The organism is Streptomyces sp. NPDC102441, assembly GCF_044765585.1.
Lineage (GTDB): Bacteria > Actinomycetota > Actinomycetes > Streptomycetales > Streptomycetaceae > Streptomyces.
In genome coordinates this window covers 353,028-370,898 of the sequence record NZ_JBIWKH010000008.1, presented here as the reverse complement: position 1 = coordinate 370,898, position 17,871 = coordinate 353,028, and the positions used below count along the sequence as shown (strand labels likewise).

Below are 17,871 nucleotides of genomic sequence, written 5' to 3'. Positions count from 1 at the left end.
CATTTTAGGTGGGTCCCTTCGGGTGACCCTCATCGTCCTCGTCGGGTTCCGGCCCGGGCTGGGTGAGCTGCGCGTCCAGGTCGTCGAACAGGAGCTCACCGCGCTCGATCTGCCCCGTCCGGTACGCCGACCGCGCCACCAGATGGGCCGCCACCGGGCCCGTCATCAGCTGGAAGAAGCCGATGAGGGCCAGCGTCGCCAGGTCCATGCCGCTGCGCAGCCTCAGTGCGACCCCGGCCAGCACCAGCAGGAGCCCGAGGGTCTGGGGCTTGGTCGCCGCGTGACTGCGCGAGAGGACGTCGGGCAGTTTGAGCATGCCGACGACCCCGAGGAGACAGATCGCGGCGCCGATGAACACGAGCAACGCCCCGGCCGTGTCCGTGATCTGGAGCCAGACGTTCATCGCTGTCCCTCCTTCCCCGCGGCCTTCCGGCGTGACAGCGGCCTGTCGCGTACGGCGATGAAGCGGGCGATGCCCACCGATCCGGTGAAGCCGAGGAACGCGAGCACCAGCATGATCGGGAAGTAGAACGAGTCCCGGGCGAAAGCGGACTTGGCGCCCAGGCCCGCGATGATCACCGCGGCGAAGACGTCGAGTCCGATGGCCCGGTCCAGCATGGAGGGACCGCGGCTGATCCTGAAGAGCAGCAGCGCTGCCGCCACCACGACGAACACTACGGCGGCTGTCATCAGCACACGGTCGACCGTCTCGGGGCCGCTCACGGGCCCTCCTCTCCGCCGTCGGACCCGGCGACCTGTGGTGGCGGCTCGGAAACCCGGCCGATCTCGTCAGGGGTACCGAACGCCCGGACGGTCAGTTCCTCCAGCTTCCAGACGGAGCGCCGGGCCGCCTCCAGCTCCTCCGGCCTGTCCGCGTCCAGCACGTGCATGAAGAGCGTGGCGGTGGCCCTGCGCACCTCGACGACGGAACCGCCCGGCACGTTCGACACGGAGACCGCGGTCGCCGCGAGCATCAGGTCGCTCCGGCACCGCAGCGGTACGCCGATGACTGCGGGTCGGTGCGGGCGGCCCGCGAAGATCTGCCGGGTGACCTTCACGCCCGAGGTGTACATGTCGTAGAGCAGATAGCCGGCGAGCAGGAGGATGCCCCAGGGGTGCAGTCGCAGCCCCAGATCGACCTTCGGCAGCGGGAACGCCAGGCACACCGCCACCGCGACGACCACGCCGGTGACGACGTTGGCCCAGGTCAGGGTGGACCACAGCAGCACCCAGATCAGGGTGAGCCAGGCGATCAGCGGAAGGTCGAGCACGCGGCGCCGGCGGCCGGCGAACTGCACGCTGTACGGGGGCAGTTCGGGGTTGTGGTACGACAGGGTGATCAGGCGCCTCACCGGCCGAGCACCTCCTCCACATAGGGTCGGCGCGCGATGAGTTCGGCTGCCGAACGGTCGGTGAACGCCGCCAGTGGACCGGCCAGGACGGTGAAGGCCAGGCCGAGCACGACGGCTCCCGCGGTGGCCGCCGTCATGGCCCTGGGCGGGCGGATCGTGGTGGTGACGGCCCTCCCCTGCAGGGTGGCGGCCAGGGTCTGACCGGCCGGCGGTGGCCCCACCCCTTCGTCGCCCGTGCCGGGGATACGGTCGGGCCCGGTGTCGCTGTCCTCGTCGTCGCTGTCGTCGGCGGTCTCCAGAACGGTGCCGTAGGCGGCCTGGCCCGGTGGTTCGGTACGCCAGAAGGCCAGATTCCAGATCTTGGCCATCACGTACAGGGTGAGCAGGCTCGTCACGGTCGCGCCCGCGACGAGGATCCAGGCCCAGACACCGCCGTCCGAGACCCCGGCCCGCATCAGCCCGAGCTTCCCGATGAAACCGGAGAAGGGCGGGATCCCCGCGAAGTTCATCGCGGGAACGAAGAAGAGGACCGCGAGCAGCGGAGCCGACCTGGCCAGTCCGCCGAGCCGGGTGAGCTCGTTGGTCCCGCCCCGGCGTTCGATGAGTCCCGCCACGAGGAAGAGGGTGGTCTGGACGGTGATGTGGTGGGCGACGTAGAAGATCGCGCCGCCGTACGCCTCACGGGTGGCGAGGCCGATCCCGAAGACCATGTAACCGATGTGGCTGATGAGGGTGAAGGAGAACAGCCGCTTCAGGTCGGTCTGCGCGACCGCCCCGAGGATGCCCACGAGCATCGAGACGAGGGCGACGGCCATGATCAGGTCGCCGAGCCGGTTGCCGGGGAAGAGCAGGGTCTCGGTCCGCAGCATGCAGTAGATGCCGACCTTCGTCAGCAGGCCGGCGAAGACGGCGGTGACGGGGGCGGGCGCGGTCGGGTAGGAGTCGGGGAGCCAGGCGGCGAGAGGGAAGACGGCGGCCTTGATGGCGAAGACGCTGAGCAGCATCGCCTGGACCAGCGTCTGCACACCGAGGGGGAGTTCGGGCAGCCGGACCGCCAGCTGGGCCAGGTTGGCCGTGCCGGTTGCGGCGTAGGTCATGGCGATCGCCGTGAGGAAGAGCATCGAGGAGAACAGCGAGATGATCACGTATGTGGAGCCGGCCCGGATCCGGGGGCCGGTTCCGCCGAGCGTGAGCAGGACGAAGCTGGCGACCAGCATGATCTCGAAGCCGACGTAGAGGTTGACGAGGTCGCCCGCGATGAAGGTGAGGGACACCCCGGCGACCAGGATGAGATAGGCGGGGTGGAAGACGGCTACGGGCGTCTCCTTGTCCCGGTCCGCCATGCCCTGGCCGAGCGAGTAGACCAGCACGGCCAGGGTGACCGCCGAGGAGACGGTCAGCATCAGCCCGGACAGCCGGTCGGCGACGAGTGTGATGCCGAGCGGCGGCGCGAAGTCTCCGAGGTGGACGGAGAGGGGGCCCTGGCGGTCGGCGGCGACCATCAGCGTCACCGAGAGGGCCAGGACGGCGGTGAGGACGGCGACGCTGATGAAGCGCTGGAAGCGCGCGAGCCTGGTGCCGAAGGCGAGGCTCACCCCGGTGGCGCAGAGCGGCAGCAGGACCGGCAGTGGGACGAGTGCGTTCATCCGGCGGCTCCCCGGTTGTCGTCCTTGTCTTTCACGTAGTCCTCCGGATCGGCTCCCAGCACGTCGTGCCACAGGTTTCCGCCCGCATCACGGCCCCGGGCCTGAAGGGCGCGGTCGGCGCGCAGCCGGGCCCGCAGCCGGCGGTGTTCCTGGCGGTAGTCCGCGCGCTCCTGCCGCGTGGGGCTGGGCCCCGCCCGGTACTCCTCACGGAGCTCGGCCCGCTCCCCCAGCACTTCGGCGCGCAGGAAGATGCGCCGGTCCTCGAGGTCGTCGTGGACCTCGTCCGTGCCGGTCAGCTGGTAGCTGCGGTAGGCCATGGCGAGGAGGAACGCCGTGGTGGCGAGCGTGATGACGATGGCGGTGAGGGCGATGGCCTGGGGCAGCGGGTCGGTGATCCGCCGCAGCGGCACGCCGTAGAGCAGGGGCGCCGCGCCTGCCGGCCCGGTCGCCGAGAGGACCAGCAGATTGATGCCGTTGCCCGCGATCACCGCGCCGAGCAGGATGCGGGTGAGCGGCCGGGTGAGCATGAGGATGCCGCCGACCGCGCAGAGGACGACGGCGGTGGCGAGCAGTGAGGCGCTCATGATCATCGCTGCGGCTCCCCCTTCCCGGTGTCCATCCCGGGGGCCAGTGCGCCGGCCGCCCGTTCGATCTGGCGGTCGACCTTGGCGCCCAGCGCTCGCACGATGTCCAGGACGACGCCGAGCACCAGCAGATAGACCCCGAAGTCGAAGAGCACCGACGTGCTCACGTGGAAGTCGCCGAACGGGGGCAGATGCCCGTGGTAGGTCCAGGCGTGCAGCACCGTCCCCTCGGCGAGGCCGCCCAGGGCGACTCCGGTGGACACGAACAGTCCGAGTCCCGTGAAGAGTCCGGGCTGCAGCGGCGCGGCCTCCGCGAGTTCGAATCTGCCTCCCGCCAGGTAGCGGGTGATGAGAGCGAGTCCTGCCACGAGTCCGGCGACGAAGCCGCCGCCCGGCATGTTCTCCGCGCAGAACAGCAGATACAGGGAGAGCACCAGGATGGGATGGAAGAGCAGCCGGGCCACCACCTCGAAGACGACGGACCGGTGCTCGGGCGCGAGAGTGGCTCCGGCGGCCAGCCAACTGCGTTCGGGCGCGGTGTCGGCGCCCTGCGGCAGGCCGGTCAGCCGTCGGCCCGACAGTGACCAGGCGGTCTCCCCCCGCAGCTCCTCCCTGTTCATGGGGGCGTCGCCGCGGCGGTGCAGATAGATGAGGCTGGTCACGCCGATCGCCGCCGCCGCGAGGACTGCGGACTCCCCCATCGTGTCCCAGGCCCGCAGATCGACCAGGATGGTGGCCACCACGTCCTTGAGACCGTGATGGGCGACCTCCTCGACCATCGCGGCACCCGCCGGCTCGGCGACCCGCGCGGCGCCCGCCGCCCAGACGGCCACGCCGACCGTCGCCGAAGCGGCCAGCGCCACCGGGACCCGCATCGCCCGGCGCCAGGTGCCGATCGATTCCTCGAAACGCACCGGCATCCGGCGCAGGACCAGCACGAACACGATCATCGACACGGTCTCGACACAGAACTGGGTGAGCGCCAGGTCCGGCGCGCCCTGAACGACGAAGAGCAGTGCCGTCCCGTAGCCGGTCAGTCCTGCCAGGACGACTGCTTTCATCCGGCGGCTGACGGTCAGACAGGACAGGGCAGCGGCACAGGTCAGTACGGCGACGGCCCCCTGGAGCGGCACGTCCCACAGACGGGGGGCGACCGCCCCTTCCCAGGGGCGGTCCGTGACCAGGACGGCCAGCTGACCGGAGAGCATCACCATCATGGTGATGGCCAGGTAGCCGGAGAGGGAGCCGCGCTGGACGAAGCCGGTGACCTGGAGGGCTACACGTTCCAGGCCGAGCAGCAGGTGCCCGAAGACGCTGTCCGCGGTCGGCCAGGCGATGCGCCGGGAGATCCGGACGACCGTCGCACGGTGTGCGAAGAGCACCGCGCCGCCCGCCCAGGTCAGGGCGGACAGCAGCAGGACCGTCCCGAAGCCGTGCCAGAGCGCCAGGTGGTAGGGGTGCGCGGGGGCGGGGAAGGCATCGGCGTACGCGGCGAACAGGCGGTCCGTCCATCCGACGCCGGGACCGAGCACAAGACCGGCGACGGCGAGCACGGCCGGCGGGGCCAGGAGGGCGGCCCCGACGCGGCGCGTGGGGGTGTCGGCGACACCTGGCTTACGGGCGAACGCCCCCCACACGAAGCGCAGGGTGTACGCCACGGTCAGCACCGAGCCGACGACGGTGGCGGCCAGCACCCAGCGGTCGGTCACGTCGCCGTGCAGCAACGCGTCGAAGGCGGCCTCCTTCGCGGCGAATCCGAGGAGGGGCGGCACTGCGGCCATGGAGGCGGCCGCGAGCACGGCGACCGCGCAGACGTACGGCCTGGAGCGGGCGAGGCCGGAGAGCCTCCGCAGATCACGGGTGCCGGCCGTGTGGTCCACGATGCCGGTGACGAGGAACAGCGCCGCCTTGAACAGGGCGTGACCCAGGATCAAGGCGACGGCGGCGAGCGCGGCGTTCCGGTTCCCCGCCCCCGCGAGCACCGTGAGGAAGCCGAGCTGGCTGACGGTGCCGTAGGCGAGGACGAGCTTCAGGTCGTTGAGGCGCAGCGCGCGCCAGCCCCCGAGGAGCATCGTCACTCCCCCCAGCACCAGGACGACCGGCCGCCAGACGGGCACGTCGGCGAAGGCGGGTGCGAGCCGTGCCACCAGGTAGACACCGGCCTTGACCATGGCCGCGGCGTGCAGGTAGGCACTGACGGGGGTGGGCGCGGCCATGGCGTTCGGCAGCCAGAGGCTGAACGGCCAGATCGCCGACTTGGACAGGGCCCCGCACAGCACGAGGACGACGGCCACCGACACGGCGCGGGTCGGCTCCGGCGGATCGGCGACGATCGCGGAGATCCGGTAGGTGCCCGCCGCCTCGCCGAGGATCAGGAAGCCGATCAGCATGGCGAGGCCGCCGAGGGTGGTGACCGTCAGCGCCTGAAGGGCGGAGCGGCGGTTCTGCTTGCGTTCGCTGGTGTGACCGATCAGCAGATACGAGAAGACGGTGGTCAGTTCCCAGAACACGTAGAGGGAGATCAGATCGTCCGCGAGGACGAGGGCCAGCATCGCGCCGGCGAAGGCCAGCAGGTTTCCGGCGAAGGAGGCCAGCCGGGGCGAGGCGTCGGTGAAGTAGGACGCGCAGTAGAGCAGGACCAGCGTGCCCACCCCGGCAGCGAGCAGCACCATCAGCTCGCCGAGCGCGTCCATGCGCAGAGCGACCGACACGTCGTACGTGCCGATCCACTCCCAGGACCAGGTGACCGCCCGGCCTGCTTCCGTGCCGCCCCATTCGGTGAACGCCCACACCGTGGTGGCCGCGGGGGGCAGCGCGAGCACGACGAAGGCGTACCTGCCGAGCAGCCGCACGAGCGGCGCCGAGCACGCCGCCAGTGCGAAATGGCAGAGGACGAGTGCGATCACGACGAGTGGTCCGGAACAAAGGGCACCGAATACAGATATATCCCCCGGCCCGGTTCACCCGTACGGCGCGCCGCGCGGCGGCCGGCGCGCTGGTTACGGGTGGTGGTGGCCGGTGCTCGTCCCGCTGCGTTCATAGGGCGACGCCTGCCCTGTCCGTCCGCCGCCACACGGCATGGCGTGGGACCTGTCCGGCACGGAGCCCTCAGCCCCTGTCCCCGCACGGAGCACCCGGTCGGCTTCCAGGGGCAGATGGAGCGGTTCGTCGGGGACTTCGTCGGGCATTCCGTGTGCGCGGTGACAGAGGGCGGCACGGGCGCGCCGTCCTCCTCGCCGTGCCGTCTCAGTCCAGCACGGCGATGCCGTCGAGCTCGACCATGGCCTGCTCGTCCCAGAGCCTGGCCGCCCCGATGACGGCCATGGCCGGATACTCACGTCCCGCCAGCCTCCGCCAGATCCTGCCCAGTTCGGGGGCGTGGGCGCGGTAGTCCGCCACATCGGTGGCATAGACGGTGACCCTGGCCAGAGCCGACGGGGCTCCGCCCGCCGCGCGCAGAGCGGTGAGGAGATTTCCCAGAGCCGTCTCGAACTGCTCCGGCAGTGTGGAGCCGACGACCTTCCCGTCGCCGTCCAGCGCCGTCTGGCCGGCCAGGAAGACCAGTCGGCCGCCGGCGGCCGTGACGGCGTGCGAGAAGCCGGTGGGCGGGGCGAGTTCGGCGGGGTTGATCCGGGTGATCGGATTCATGCGGGCGTCTCCTGGGGTCTTTCGTTCGGATCAGGCCGGATCAGGGAGCGGGGTCTGGTGCGTCCAGCTGCAAGGCGGAGGATTGAGGCAACGCGGAGCGATTGGGGTCTCCCCTGGTCATGGGGGTCCCCCCGCTCGAGCGGAGCCGAGAGCTTGGGGGAGTGCGTGCCCACCCCCGCGAGCCCGGCATGATCCAAACGAGAGGCCCTAGGTCGCGTACAGCTCCTTGGCGATGATGGTGCGCTGCACCTCGGTGGCGCCCTCGTAGATCCGCGGCGCGCGGACCTCCCGGTAGAGGTGTTCGAGCAGATGGCCCCGGCGCAGGGCGCGGGCCCCGTGCAACTGGACGGCCGTATCGACGACGTACTGCGCGGTCTCGGTGGCGTACAGCTTGGCCATGGCGGCGCGCCGGGGCACGCCCGGCTCTCCCGCGTCGTGGGCGGCCGCGGCGGCGTAGACCAGGAGCCGGGCCGCCTCGGTGCGGGTGGCCATCTCGGCGACCTGGTGCGAGACGGCCTGCAGCTCCTTGAGCGGGGCTCCGAAGGCGGTGCGGTGCGCCGTGTGCTCCAGGGTGGCGTCGAGCGCGGCGCGTGCCATGCCCACGGCGAACGCGCCGACGCTGGGCCGGAAGAGGTTCAGGGTGTCCATGGCGACGCGGAACCCACGTCCTGGCTCGCCGAGAACATCCTCGGCGGTGACCGGTACGCCGTCGAAGTCCAGCGCCCCGATGGGGTGCGGGGAGAGCATCTCCAGGGGCGTACCGGTGAGCCCCGGGCGGTCCGCGGGGACGAGGAACGCGGTGACGCCACGGGCTCCGGCGCCCTCGCCCGTCCGGGCGAAGACGGTGTAGAAGTCGGCCTCGGGGGCGTTGGAGATCCAGCACTTCTCGCCGGTGAGCCGCCAGCCGTCCCCACCGGGGGCCGGCCGTGCGGCGAGGGCGAGCGCCGCCGCGTCGGACCCGGCGCCCGGCTCGCTCAGCGCGAAGGCGGCGACGGCGCGGCCCGCGCGCACCTCGGGGAGCCATCGCGCGCGCTGGGCCTCGGTGCCCGCCCGGCGGACCGGACCGGCTCCGAGCCCCTGGAGTGCGAGTGCGGTCTCCGCCTCGGTGCAGCCGCGCGCCAGCGATTCGCGCAGCAGGCAGAGGTCGAGCGCCCCGGAACCGAGGAGCCGGTCCAGAAGCCCCAGCCCCCCGAGGGCCGCGACGAGCGGGCGGTTGACATGGCCCGGCTCTCCCTTGTCCGCGAGGGGGCGCAGCTCGTCGCGGGCGAGGGTGTACAGCTCGTCGCACCAGGCGGTTTGACCGGGATCGAGGGAGAATGCCGTCATACCGGCGCCTCTCTTGTCACGACTTATCGCGGACCGTTGACTACCGTCACTCAAACGATACGCTCCAAGTGCGACAAGGGGCTTTCGTTTGGGTCAGCCGGATCAGGGAGCGATGCTTCATGAAGCCGTCAGGTGCCGCGAGCGCGCACACCGACACCTTCGCGCGCGACCATCTCCCACCCGCCGAGGACTGGCCCGAACTGGTCTTCGACCTTCCTGAACTGGTCTATCCGGACCGGCTGAACTGCGGCTACGAGCTGCTCGACCGCACCGCCGACCGCTTCGGATCCGGCCGCCCCGCCTTCCGCAGCCCCGACGGCGGCGTCTGGAGCTACGGCGAGCTGCGGGACCGGGTGGACCGCATCGCCCTGGTGCTGACGCACGATCTGGACGTCGTCCCCGGCAACCGGGTGCTGCTGCGCGGCCCCACCACACCCTGGCTCGCGGCCTGCTGGCTCGCCGTGATGAAGGCCGGCGCGGTCGCGGTGACGGTGCTGGCGCAGCAGCGGGCGTCGGAACTCGCCACCATCTGCTCCATCGCCCGCGTCCGCCACGCCCTGTGCGACATCAGGTCGGTCGACGACCTGGCGGCGGCCGAGGTGCCCGGACTGCGCGTCACGACGTACGGGAGCGGCTCCCCCGACGACCTGACGCAGCTCGCGGCCGCCAGGCCGGGGCCCTGCCCGCCGGTGGACACCGCCGCCGACGACATCGCGCTCATCGCCTTCACCTCGGGCACCACCGGACGGCCCAAGGGCTGTATGCACGCCCACCGCGATGTGCTGGCCGTCGCCGACACCTTCGCCCGCCACGTCCTGCGGCCGGGCCCCGACGACGTGTTCGCGGGCAGTCCGCCGCTCGGCTTCACCTTCGGGCTCGGCGGGCTGGTCGTCTTCCCCCTGCGGGCCGGAGCCTCAGCACTGCTGCTGGAGCAGGCCGGGCCCAAGCAGCTGCTGCCCGCACTCGCCGCCCACCGGGTCTCCGTCCTGTTCACCGCGCCGACCGCGTACCGCGTGATGCTCGACGCGCTCGACGGCCATGACCTGTCCGCGCTGCGCCGCTGTGTATCGGCCGGGGAGAACCTTCCCGCCGCGACCTGGCGGTCCTGGTACGAGCGGACGGGGCTGCGCATCATCAACGGCATCGGGGCCACCGAACTGCTGCACATCTTCATCTCCGCCGCCGACGGGGCGATCCGGCCCGGCACCACCGGCGTACCCGTGCCCGGCTGGCAGGCACGGGTGGTGGATGACGACGGCGAGGAGCTGCCCGACGGCGAAGCCGGGCTGCTGGCCGTGCGCGGTCCGGTCGGCTGCCGGTATCTCGCCGACGAACGCCAGCGGCAGTACGTGCGCCATGGCTGGAACATCACCGGCGACACGTACGTACGTGAGCCCGACGGCTACTTCCGCTATGTCGCCCGCGCCGACGACATGATCATCTCGGCCGGGTACAACATCGCAGGCCCCGAGGTCGAGGAGGCGCTCCTGCGCCACCCCGACGTGGCCGAGGCCGCGGTGGTGGGCCGGGCCGACGATCTGCGCGGGCAGATCGTGGCCGCGTACGTCGTACCGCGCGAGGGCGCGGCGCTGTCGGCCGACGGCCTGCGTACGCACATGAAGGCCCAACTGGCCCCGCACAAGTGCCCCCGGGTCATCGAGTTCCTGCCCGCGCTCCCGAGGACCGCGACGGGAAAGCTCCAGCGCTTCATGCTGCGCGGCACCCCTCTAGAGTGATCACGTGGCCGAGCACACTCCCCGTTCCCTGATCGTCAGCCTCTACGGCGCGTACGGCCGTCGCCCCGGCAACGCACCGCTGGCCGTGTCCGAGCTGATCCGGCTGCTGCACGCGGTCGGTGTCGACGCCCCGTCGGTGCGCTCGTCCGTCTCCCGCCTCAAGCGCCGCGGGCTGCTCTCCCCTGCCCGTACGCCGGAGGGGGCGGCCGGCTATGCCCTGTCGTCCGACGCCCGCCAGCTGCTCGACGACGGCGACCGGCGGATCTACCGGCGCCCGGCGCCCCTGTCCGGCGACGGCTGGGTACTGGCCGTCTTCTCCGTACCCGAGGCCGAACGCCACAAGCGACACCTGCTGCGCTCCCGCCTCGGCCGGCTCGGCTTCGGCACCGCGGCGCCGGGGGTGTGGATCGCGCCCGCCGGGCTGTACGAGGAGACGCGGCACACCCTGGAGCGCCTCGAACTCGCCTCGTACGTCGATCTGTTCCTCGGGGAGCACCTCGGATTCGCCGCCACGAGGGAGGCGGTGGCGCGCTGGTGGGACCTGGACGCGATCGCCCGGCTCCATCTGGACTTCCTGGAACAGCAGGAGCCGGTGCTGCGGCTCTGGGAGGCACGGGCCGGCCAGTACGCGCCGGATCCGGAGGAGGCCTACCGGGACTACCTCCGCGCGCTGGACTCCTGGCGGCAGCTGCCGTACGCGGACCCGGGGCTGCCCGGGGAACTGCTGCCGAAGGACTGGCCGGGCGGGCGCTCGGCGGAGGTGTTCGGGATGCTGCACGACCGACTGCGGGACGCGGGAGCCCGGTTCGTCCGCGGGAGCGCCTGATCCGCCTGCCGAAACCGGGGTGACCCCGGGCCGTGTGAACGACAGGATGAAGCATGACCTGGACCTTCACCGACGATGTCGGCGCCTTCCTGAACGCGGCAGGAGCGTCCCTGGCCGCCCGGCCCGCCGAGAACACCCTGCTGCTGACCGTCACCGCCACCCTGCGGGAAGACGGCCCGTTCGCGTACGGCCCGGAGCTGCCGGTGCTGGGCTGGTGGCGTGGTGCGGACGGTGAAGTGGCCGGTGCGCTGGTTCGTACACCGCCTTTCCTGCCGCTCCTGGGCTCGGCGTCCCCCGAGGCGGTCGGAGCTCTGGCTGAGGCGCTGCCGCTGTCCGGTGTCAACGCCGACCGCGACACCGCCCGGATCCTGGCCGCCGCTTGGCCGCGCCACCGCGTCGACGAGGAGCACCGGCTGTACAGGCTGGGGACCTTGGTGCCGCCCGCCCCCGCGCCCGCGGGCCGGCCCAGGGCCGCGACCACCGCCGACCGGGCGCTGCTGGTCGGCTGGCTCCGCACCTTCGTCGCGGAGACCGGCCAGCCGGGCGACCGGGCCGGGCGGATCGTGGACGAGCGCACAGCGCACGGCGCGCTGACGCTCTGGGAGACCGGCGGGGAGCCGGTGTCGATGGCGAGCGCCTCACGCATGATCGCGGACACGGTGCGGGTGGCGACCGTCTACACACCGCCGGAACACCGGGGCCGGGGCTACGCGGCGGCGGTGACCACGGAGGTCAGCCGCCAGGCACAGGACGCGGGTGCCCGGGAGGTGCTGCTCTTCACAGACCTCGCGAACCGGACGAGCAACGGGGTGTACCGGCGCATCGGTTACGAGGCCGTCGGCGACCGGCTGCTGATCACCGCGGAGCCTCGGTGACGGCGGGGGCCGGAGACGGATCGGAGAGGGCGCCGGCGGAGCAGGCGTGGCTCATAGCGGCGAACGTGGTGCGGTGGAGGCGATATGGGGAGGGTGGCCAGGAGCTGCGGCCCGGCACCAAGTCCTACCGGGGCGGCTCCAAGGTGTTCGTGATCGGGACCTACCCGGGCGGTGCGCACGAACAGCTGACGACCATCGGACGCGGGCGCCGTACGAGCTCGTACATCACGATCGACATGTCGACGCGGAACCTGCACACCTTCCGGGCCTTGCCGGTCTACAGCCCGACGGTGCTACGGCTGTGCCAGGAGGCGGGCGTGGGCGGCTGCTGGACGGGCCGTCAGGACGCCGAGGAGCTGGCCGCCCTCCTCGGCCGGCTGTCCGTCGAGTACCGCACCGGCCGGTGGCCGGCTCCGCATCCCACACCGTGCCGCTGCCACGAGTGCCTGACGCTCAGTCGAGCGTGAGCCTGGGCTTCGGGCCGTCGGTGCGGCCCGTCGGCGGGGTGCGGCTGCCCGCGCGGTACGGGAGCGGCCAGGATGCCCCAGGACCCGCGTAGCCCTGTTCGGCAGCGGCGTGCAGTGTCCAGTGCGGGTCGTACAGATGAGGGCGGGCCAGCGCGCACAGATCGGCACGGCCGGCGAGCAGCAGCGAATTGACGTCGTCCCAGGAGGAGATGGCGCCCACGGCGATGACGGGTACGTCCAGGGCGTTGCGGATCCGGTCGGCGTACGGAGTCTGGTAGGACCGTCCGTACTCGGGGCGTTCCTCCGGGACGACCTGGCCGGTGGAGACGTCGATGGCGTCCGCGCCGTGGGTGGCGAAGGCGCGGGCGGCCGCCACGGCGTCCTCGTCGCTCGTGCCGCCCTGCGCCCAGTCCGTCGCGGAGATCCGTACGGTCATGGGCCGGTCCTCGGGCCATACGGCGCGGACCGCGTCGAAGACCTCCAGGGGGAAGTGGAGCCGGTTCTCCAGGGGGCCGCCGTAGGCGTCGGTGCGCAGGTTGGTGAGCGGCGAGAGGAAGCCGGAGAGCAGATAGCCGTGGGCGCAGTGCAGTTCGAGGAGGTCGAACCCGCTCCGGGCGGCGCGCCGGGCGGCCTCGGTGAACCGGTCCCTGACCGCGTCCATCCCTGCTCTGTCCAGCTCCTGCGGGACCTGGTTGACGCCCTGCGCGTACGGCAGTGGCGAGGCGGCGCTGACCGGCCAGTTGCCTGCGTCCAGCGGCTGGTCGATACCGTCCCACATCAGCCGGGTGGAGCCCTTGCGGCCGGAGTGGCCCAGCTGGACTCCGATCGCGGTGCCGGGGGCGGAGCCGTGGACGAAGCGCGTGATCCTGGTCCATGCCTCGGCCTGTTCATCGGTCCACAGGCCGGTGCAGCCGGGCGTGATGCGGCCCTCGGGGCTCACGCAGACCATCTCGGTCATGACGAGACCGGCGCCGCCGAGCGCACGGGCGCCGAGGTGGACGAGGTGGAAGTCGCCGGGTGTCCCGTCGACGGCGGAGTACATGTCCATGGGCGAGACGACGACACGGTTACGGAGTTCGAGGCCGCGCAGCCGCAGCGGGGTGAACATCGGCGGGGTGCCGGGCGGGCAGCCGAACTCCTCCTCGACCGCCTCCGTGAAGCCGGGGTCGCGCAGCCGCAGGTTGTCGTGGGTGACGCGGCGGCTGCGGGTGAGGAGGTTGAAGGCGAACCGCAGGGGCGGCTGGTCCACGTACTGCGGGAGCTCCTCGAACCAGCGCAGACTGGCCGCGGCGGCACGCTGGGTGGACAGGACGACGGGGCGGCGCTCGGCTTCGTAGACGGCGAGCGCGGTGGGCAGGTCGGGCTGTTCCTCGACGCAGGCGGCCAGGGCGAGGGCGTCCTCCACGGCGAGCTTGGTGCCGGAGCCGATCGAGAAGTGGGCGGTGTGGGCGGCGTCGCCGAGAAGGACCGTGTTGCCGTGCGACCAGTGCGCGTTGGAGACGGTGGCGAAAGTGAGCCAGGAGGACTTGTTGGAGCGCAGCGGCCGACCGCCGAGGGCCTCGGCGAAGACCTTCGCACAGTGTTCGGCCGACCGGGCGGCGTCGCAGGTGTCGAGGCCTGCGGCCCGCCAGACCTCTTCGCGCATCTCGACGATGACGGTGGAGGCGCTGTCGGAGTAAGGGTAGGCGTGCAGCTGCATCACGCCGTACTCGGTCTCGGCGATCTCGAAGCGGAAGGCGTCGAACGCGAAGTCGGCGGCGAGCCAGACGTAGCGGTTGCGGTGGTCGGTGACCGTGGGGCGGAAGTGGCGGGCGTGTGCCTCGCGGGTGGCGCTGTGCACCCCGTCGGCGGCGATGACCAGGTCGTGGCGGGCGGCGAGCTCGGCGGCGGGCGGCGCCTCGGTCCGGAAGCGGAGCCTTACGCCGAGGGACGTGCAGCGCTCGTGCAGGATGCGCAGCATCGTACGGCGGCCGAGAGCGGCGAAGCCGTGGCCGCCCGAGGTCAGGATGGCACCCCGGTGCACCACGTCGATGGTGTCCCAGCGGACGAAGGCGTCGCTCAGCGCCCGGTACACGACGGGGTCGGCGTGCTCGATCCCGCCGAGTGTCTCGTCGGAGAGGACCACACCGAAGCCGAAGGTGTCGTCGGGGGCGTTGCGCTCCCACACGGTGATCTCGCGGCCGGGGTCCAGCCGCTTCAGGAGGGCGGCGGCGTAGAGCCCGCCGGGTCCGCCGCCGATGACCGCGATGCGCCCCGTGCCGGAGGAGGGCATCGCTACCTGCCCCGCCACTTCGGCGGCCGCTTCTCGGTGAAGGCGGCGTGGAACTCGGCGTAGTCCTCGCTGTTCATCAGGAGGGCCTGGGTGGCGGCGTCCATCTCGACGGAGGCGGCGAGCGGCATGTCGAGCTCGGCGGTGAGCAGGGCCTTCGTCTGGGCGAGGGCGAGGGCCGGCCCGTCGGCGAGCCGCCTGGCCAGCGCGGCGGCGCGGGTGTCGGCCTCGCCTTCGCCGGTCAGCTCGCTGATCAGTCCGATGCGCTCGGCCTCGGGAGCGCGGACGGGTTCGCCCAGCATCAGGATCCGGGTGGCGTGGCCGAGGCCGACGACACGGGGCAGGAGGTAGGCCGCGCCCATGTCACCGCCGGACAGGCCGACAGCGGTGAAGAGGAAGGCGAAGCGCGCGGAGGGGGCGGCGACCCGGAAGTCGGCGGCCAGCGCGAGGACCGCCCCCGCGCCGGCGGCCACGCCGTGGACGGCGGCGACGACGGGGAACGGGCACTCCCGAAGGGCTCGCACGACCTGCCCGGTCATCCGGTTGAAGTCCAGGAGCTGTGCGGTGTCCATGGCGAGCGTGGCGCCGATGATCTCGTCGACATCACCGCCCGAGCAGAAGCCGCGCCCCTCACCGGCGAGCACGAGGGCCCGCACGGACCGCTCACGGGAGAGCTCGGCGAGAAGGTCGCGCAGATCGGCGTAGGCGCCGAAGGTGAGGGCGTTGAGCTTCTCGGGACGGGCGAGCGTCACGGTCGCCACGCCGTCGTCCGTCGTGAGGCGCAGATGCTTCCAGCGCTCCGTGCGTGGGGCGGAGCCGGTGAACGGGCTCATGGGAGGGTCCCCTCCAGCCGTCGGGCCGATGCTGATGCGCTTCGAAGCTATCACTCATCTGTGACTCCCGTCATGAGTACGCGATAGTGCGGCACTGTGGCGAAGGTCCCCTTTGTGCCGGTCGACCGGCTCTATGTCTGCGGCGTCGCGCTTCGTATGGTTGAGCGCAGGAAGTCCCGGTACAGACCCCGTACCCTCCGGTGACGGAGGACGCCGTCCCGGACGCAGCCGCCCCGGAACGAAGCTTCCCCCCGCCGGATGTCCCGCTCCCGAACGGAAAATCCCGCCTTGCCGCCCGACGTCCCCGCGCCCCCGCCCTCCTCCTGGCGAATCGCCCTGCCGCACTCCACGGCCGCCGTGCCGATCGCCCGCGCCCTCATCCGTACGGCGCTGGCGGATCTCGACGCGCCGGCGGACAGCGACACCGCAGAGCTGCTGACCGCCGAGCTGGTCGCCAACGCCGTGGAGCACACCGACGGGTCGGGGCCCATCGAGCTGGTGGTGGAGCTGCTGGCGTCGGGCTGCCAGGTGGAGGTCCACGACCACGACCCGGGACCGCCCGGTGACCTGTCCCGCCTGCTGCCCGGCTCCACCCCGGACCCGTGGCAGGAGCACGGTCGGGGGCTGCTCCTGATCCGTGCCCTCAGCTCCGCCTGCGGTCACCGCCCCACCGAGCAGGGCAAGGCGGTCTGGTTCACCCTGCCGTCGGGCCCGACGGCACCGGGTCCCGCGGCTCCCCGGGGCTGACGAGCCGGGAGCGGCTACGGCCGTATCCCGCGTACACCAGGGCGCCCACGGCCAGGAAGACCACGAACTGCACCCAGGTCGTCCAGCCCGTCCCGTACATCAGGTACAGACAGAAGCCGACGCCCAGGACCGGGCTGACGGGGTAGAGCGGCACCCTGAAGGAACGCTTCAGCTCCGGGTTGCGACGGCGCAGGGCGATCACGGCGATGTTGACCACCGCCATGGTGGCGAGCGTGCCGATGGTCGTCAGGTTCACGACCACGTCCAGGGACGAGAACGCGGCGGGGACCGCGAAGACGACGGCCACGATCCAGGTGTTGGCGACCGGCGTACGGGTCTTCGGCGACACCCGCTCGAAGACCCGGGGGATCAGCCCGTCCCGGGACATCGACATCAGGATCCGGGTCTGGCCGTACATCACCGCGAGGACGACGGACGCGATGGCCACGACCGCGCCGAAGGCGATGATCCCGCCGCCCACGCTCGATTCGGTGACCTTGTCCACGACCAGCGAGAGCGCCGCCGGCTTGTCGGACACGGCGTCCGCGCCCAGTGCTTCGATGGCACCGAGGGCGACCGCGCAGTAGAGCAGCGTGACCACGCCGATGCAGATCATGATCGCGATCGGGATGTTCCGGCGGGGGTTCCTGACCTCTTCCCCGGCGGTGGTGATGGCGTCGAAGCCGATGTACGAGAAGAACGCCACCGAGGCACCGGCGGTGATCCCGGCCATGCCCTGCGGTGCGAACGGCGAGAGATGCCCGTCCTCGAACGCGGTGAAGGCGATCGCGCAGAACGCGATGAGGATGCCGATCTTCAGCACCGCCATCGCCGCCGTGGCGCCCGCACTCTCCCTGATGCCGCGCACCAGCAGGGTGGCCGCCATCATGACCACGACGACCGCCGGCAGATTGATCACCCCGCCGTCGCCGGGTCCGGAGGAGAGCGCCGCCGGAAGGCTCCAGCCGACCAGGCTGTCCAGCAGCTCGTTGACGTACTGGCTCCACCCGACCGCGACGGCGGAGACCGAGACGCCGTACTCCAGCAGCAGGCACCAGCCGACGAGGAACGCCACCCGCTCCCCGAGCGTGGCGTACGCGAAGGAGTAGGAACTGCCGGAGACCGGGATGGCGCCGCCGAGCTCGGCGAAGGAGAAAGCGGTGAAGATGCAGGTGACGGCTGCGAGGACGAACGAGACCACCACGGCGGGGCCCGCCTCTGCGACGCTGTCGGACAGCCCGACGAAGATCCCCGTGCCGACGATCGCCCCGACGCCGAAGCACACGAGCTGGAACAGCCCCATGGTGCGACGCAGGCCGTGCCCTTCCAGGTCGGCTCCGGACTCGGCGAGCAGCAGATCGGGGCTCTTGATGCGCGCCCCGGTCCTGCGTGAGGGGCTCTGCGGGGTGGGGGAGGCGGGACTCATGGGGGGACGGGGTCTCTTCTCTGGTGGTGCGGGGGAAGGAGCCTGCGGGGGGCTCGCACCTGGGCACGCGCTCCGGACCGGGCACATGAAAAGGGGTTCGAGCGTGCGAGCCCGAACCCCACCAAGTGGCACCATC

At 71.8% G+C, this 17,871-nt stretch carries 16 protein-coding genes; 5 read left to right on the top strand and 11 right to left on the bottom strand.

The window, feature by feature from the left end:
• Nucleotides 1–4: 4 nt before the first annotated feature.
• The 8 genes from mnhG to ACIREO_RS20065 all read right to left on the bottom strand — a co-directional run bounded on the left by mnhG (nt 5) and on the right by ACIREO_RS20065 (nt 8,556).
• Complete coding sequence (gene mnhG, locus ACIREO_RS20100) at nt 5–403, bottom strand: monovalent cation/H(+) antiporter subunit G (protein ID WP_404111771.1); 399 nt, start codon at nt 401–403, stop codon at nt 5–7.
• Nucleotides 400–723: a monovalent cation/H+ antiporter complex subunit F gene (locus ACIREO_RS20095; RefSeq protein ID WP_404111768.1), complete on the bottom strand. Its 324-nt coding sequence runs from the start codon at nt 721–723 to the stop codon at nt 400–402. The genes mnhG and ACIREO_RS20095 overlap by 4 nt, the downstream gene beginning before the upstream one ends.
• Nucleotides 720–1,352, bottom strand: coding sequence for a Na+/H+ antiporter subunit E (locus tag ACIREO_RS20090; RefSeq protein ID WP_404111765.1), 633 nt, complete (start codon nt 1,350–1,352; stop codon nt 720–722). The genes ACIREO_RS20095 and ACIREO_RS20090 overlap by 4 nt, the downstream gene beginning before the upstream one ends.
• Nucleotides 1,349–2,998, bottom strand: coding sequence for a Na+/H+ antiporter subunit D (locus ACIREO_RS20085; protein ID WP_404111762.1), 1,650 nt, complete (start codon nt 2,996–2,998; stop codon nt 1,349–1,351). Before ACIREO_RS20085 ends, ACIREO_RS20090 begins: the two co-directional genes overlap by 4 nt.
• Nucleotides 2,995–3,588: a Na(+)/H(+) antiporter subunit C gene (locus tag ACIREO_RS20080; protein ID WP_404111760.1), complete on the bottom strand. Its 594-nt coding sequence runs from the start codon at nt 3,586–3,588 to the stop codon at nt 2,995–2,997. Before ACIREO_RS20080 ends, ACIREO_RS20085 begins: the two co-directional genes overlap by 4 nt.
• Complete coding sequence (locus tag ACIREO_RS20075) at nt 3,585–6,488, bottom strand: Na+/H+ antiporter subunit A (RefSeq protein WP_404111757.1); 2,904 nt, start codon at nt 6,486–6,488, stop codon at nt 3,585–3,587. Before ACIREO_RS20075 ends, ACIREO_RS20080 begins: the two co-directional genes overlap by 4 nt.
• Nucleotides 6,489–6,828: 340 nt before the next feature.
• Nucleotides 6,829–7,230 carry a RidA family protein gene (locus ACIREO_RS20070; protein ID WP_404111754.1) on the bottom strand — a complete coding sequence of 134 codons (402 nt, stop codon included), beginning with the start codon at nt 7,228–7,230 and terminating at the stop codon, nt 6,829–6,831.
• A 207-nt stretch (nt 7,231–7,437) separates the two neighbouring features.
• A complete protein-coding gene (locus ACIREO_RS20065) occupies nt 7,438–8,556 on the bottom strand; it encodes an acyl-CoA dehydrogenase family protein (protein WP_404111751.1) in 1,119 nt (372 codons plus the stop codon).
• Nucleotides 8,557–8,675: 119 nt separating this feature from the next.
• On the opposite strand from ACIREO_RS20065, the gene ACIREO_RS20060 reads away from it, so the two are divergent.
• The 4 genes from ACIREO_RS20060 to ACIREO_RS20045 are packed head-to-tail and all read left to right on the top strand — an operon-like array spanning nt 8,676 to nt 12,460.
• Nucleotides 8,676–10,292 (top strand): AMP-binding protein, encoded by a 1,617-nt coding sequence (locus ACIREO_RS20060; protein ID WP_404111748.1) that lies wholly within the window; start codon nt 8,676–8,678, stop codon nt 10,290–10,292.
• Nucleotides 10,293–10,296: 4 nt separating this feature from the next.
• Nucleotides 10,297–11,118, top strand: coding sequence for a PaaX family transcriptional regulator C-terminal domain-containing protein (locus tag ACIREO_RS20055; protein WP_404111746.1), 822 nt, complete (start codon nt 10,297–10,299; stop codon nt 11,116–11,118).
• A gap of 53 nt (nt 11,119–11,171) precedes the next feature.
• Complete coding sequence (locus ACIREO_RS20050) at nt 11,172–11,993, top strand: GNAT family N-acetyltransferase (protein ID WP_404111743.1); 822 nt, start codon at nt 11,172–11,174, stop codon at nt 11,991–11,993.
• Entirely contained in the window at nt 11,990–12,460 is a 471-nt protein-coding gene (locus ACIREO_RS20045; RefSeq protein ID WP_404111740.1) for a hypothetical protein, read from the top strand. Before ACIREO_RS20050 ends, ACIREO_RS20045 begins: the two co-directional genes overlap by 4 nt.
• Here ACIREO_RS20045 and ACIREO_RS20040 read toward each other — a convergent pair.
• Both ACIREO_RS20040 and ACIREO_RS20035 read right to left on the bottom strand, forming a co-directional pair.
• On the bottom strand, nt 12,447–14,732 hold the full coding sequence (locus ACIREO_RS20040) for a bifunctional salicylyl-CoA 5-hydroxylase/oxidoreductase (protein WP_404112004.1): 2,286 nt from the start codon (nt 14,730–14,732) through the stop codon (nt 12,447–12,449). The genes ACIREO_RS20045 and ACIREO_RS20040 overlap by 14 nt on opposite strands.
• 2 nt (nt 14,733–14,734) lie before the next feature.
• A complete protein-coding gene (locus ACIREO_RS20035) occupies nt 14,735–15,562 on the bottom strand; it encodes an enoyl-CoA hydratase family protein (RefSeq protein WP_404111737.1) in 828 nt (275 codons plus the stop codon).
• Nucleotides 15,563–15,850: 288 nt separating this feature from the next.
• Between ACIREO_RS20035 and ACIREO_RS20030 the strand changes: the two genes are divergently transcribed.
• Nucleotides 15,851–16,309 carry an ATP-binding protein gene (locus ACIREO_RS20030; protein WP_404111734.1) on the top strand — a complete coding sequence of 153 codons (459 nt, stop codon included), beginning with the start codon at nt 15,851–15,853 and terminating at the stop codon, nt 16,307–16,309.
• Here ACIREO_RS20030 and ACIREO_RS20025 read toward each other — a convergent pair.
• Nucleotides 16,257–17,735 (bottom strand): amino acid permease, encoded by a 1,479-nt coding sequence (locus ACIREO_RS20025; RefSeq protein ID WP_404111731.1) that lies wholly within the window; start codon nt 17,733–17,735, stop codon nt 16,257–16,259. The two genes, ACIREO_RS20030 and ACIREO_RS20025, sit on opposite strands and share 53 nt — an antisense overlap.
• Nucleotides 17,736–17,871 lie beyond the last annotated feature (136 nt).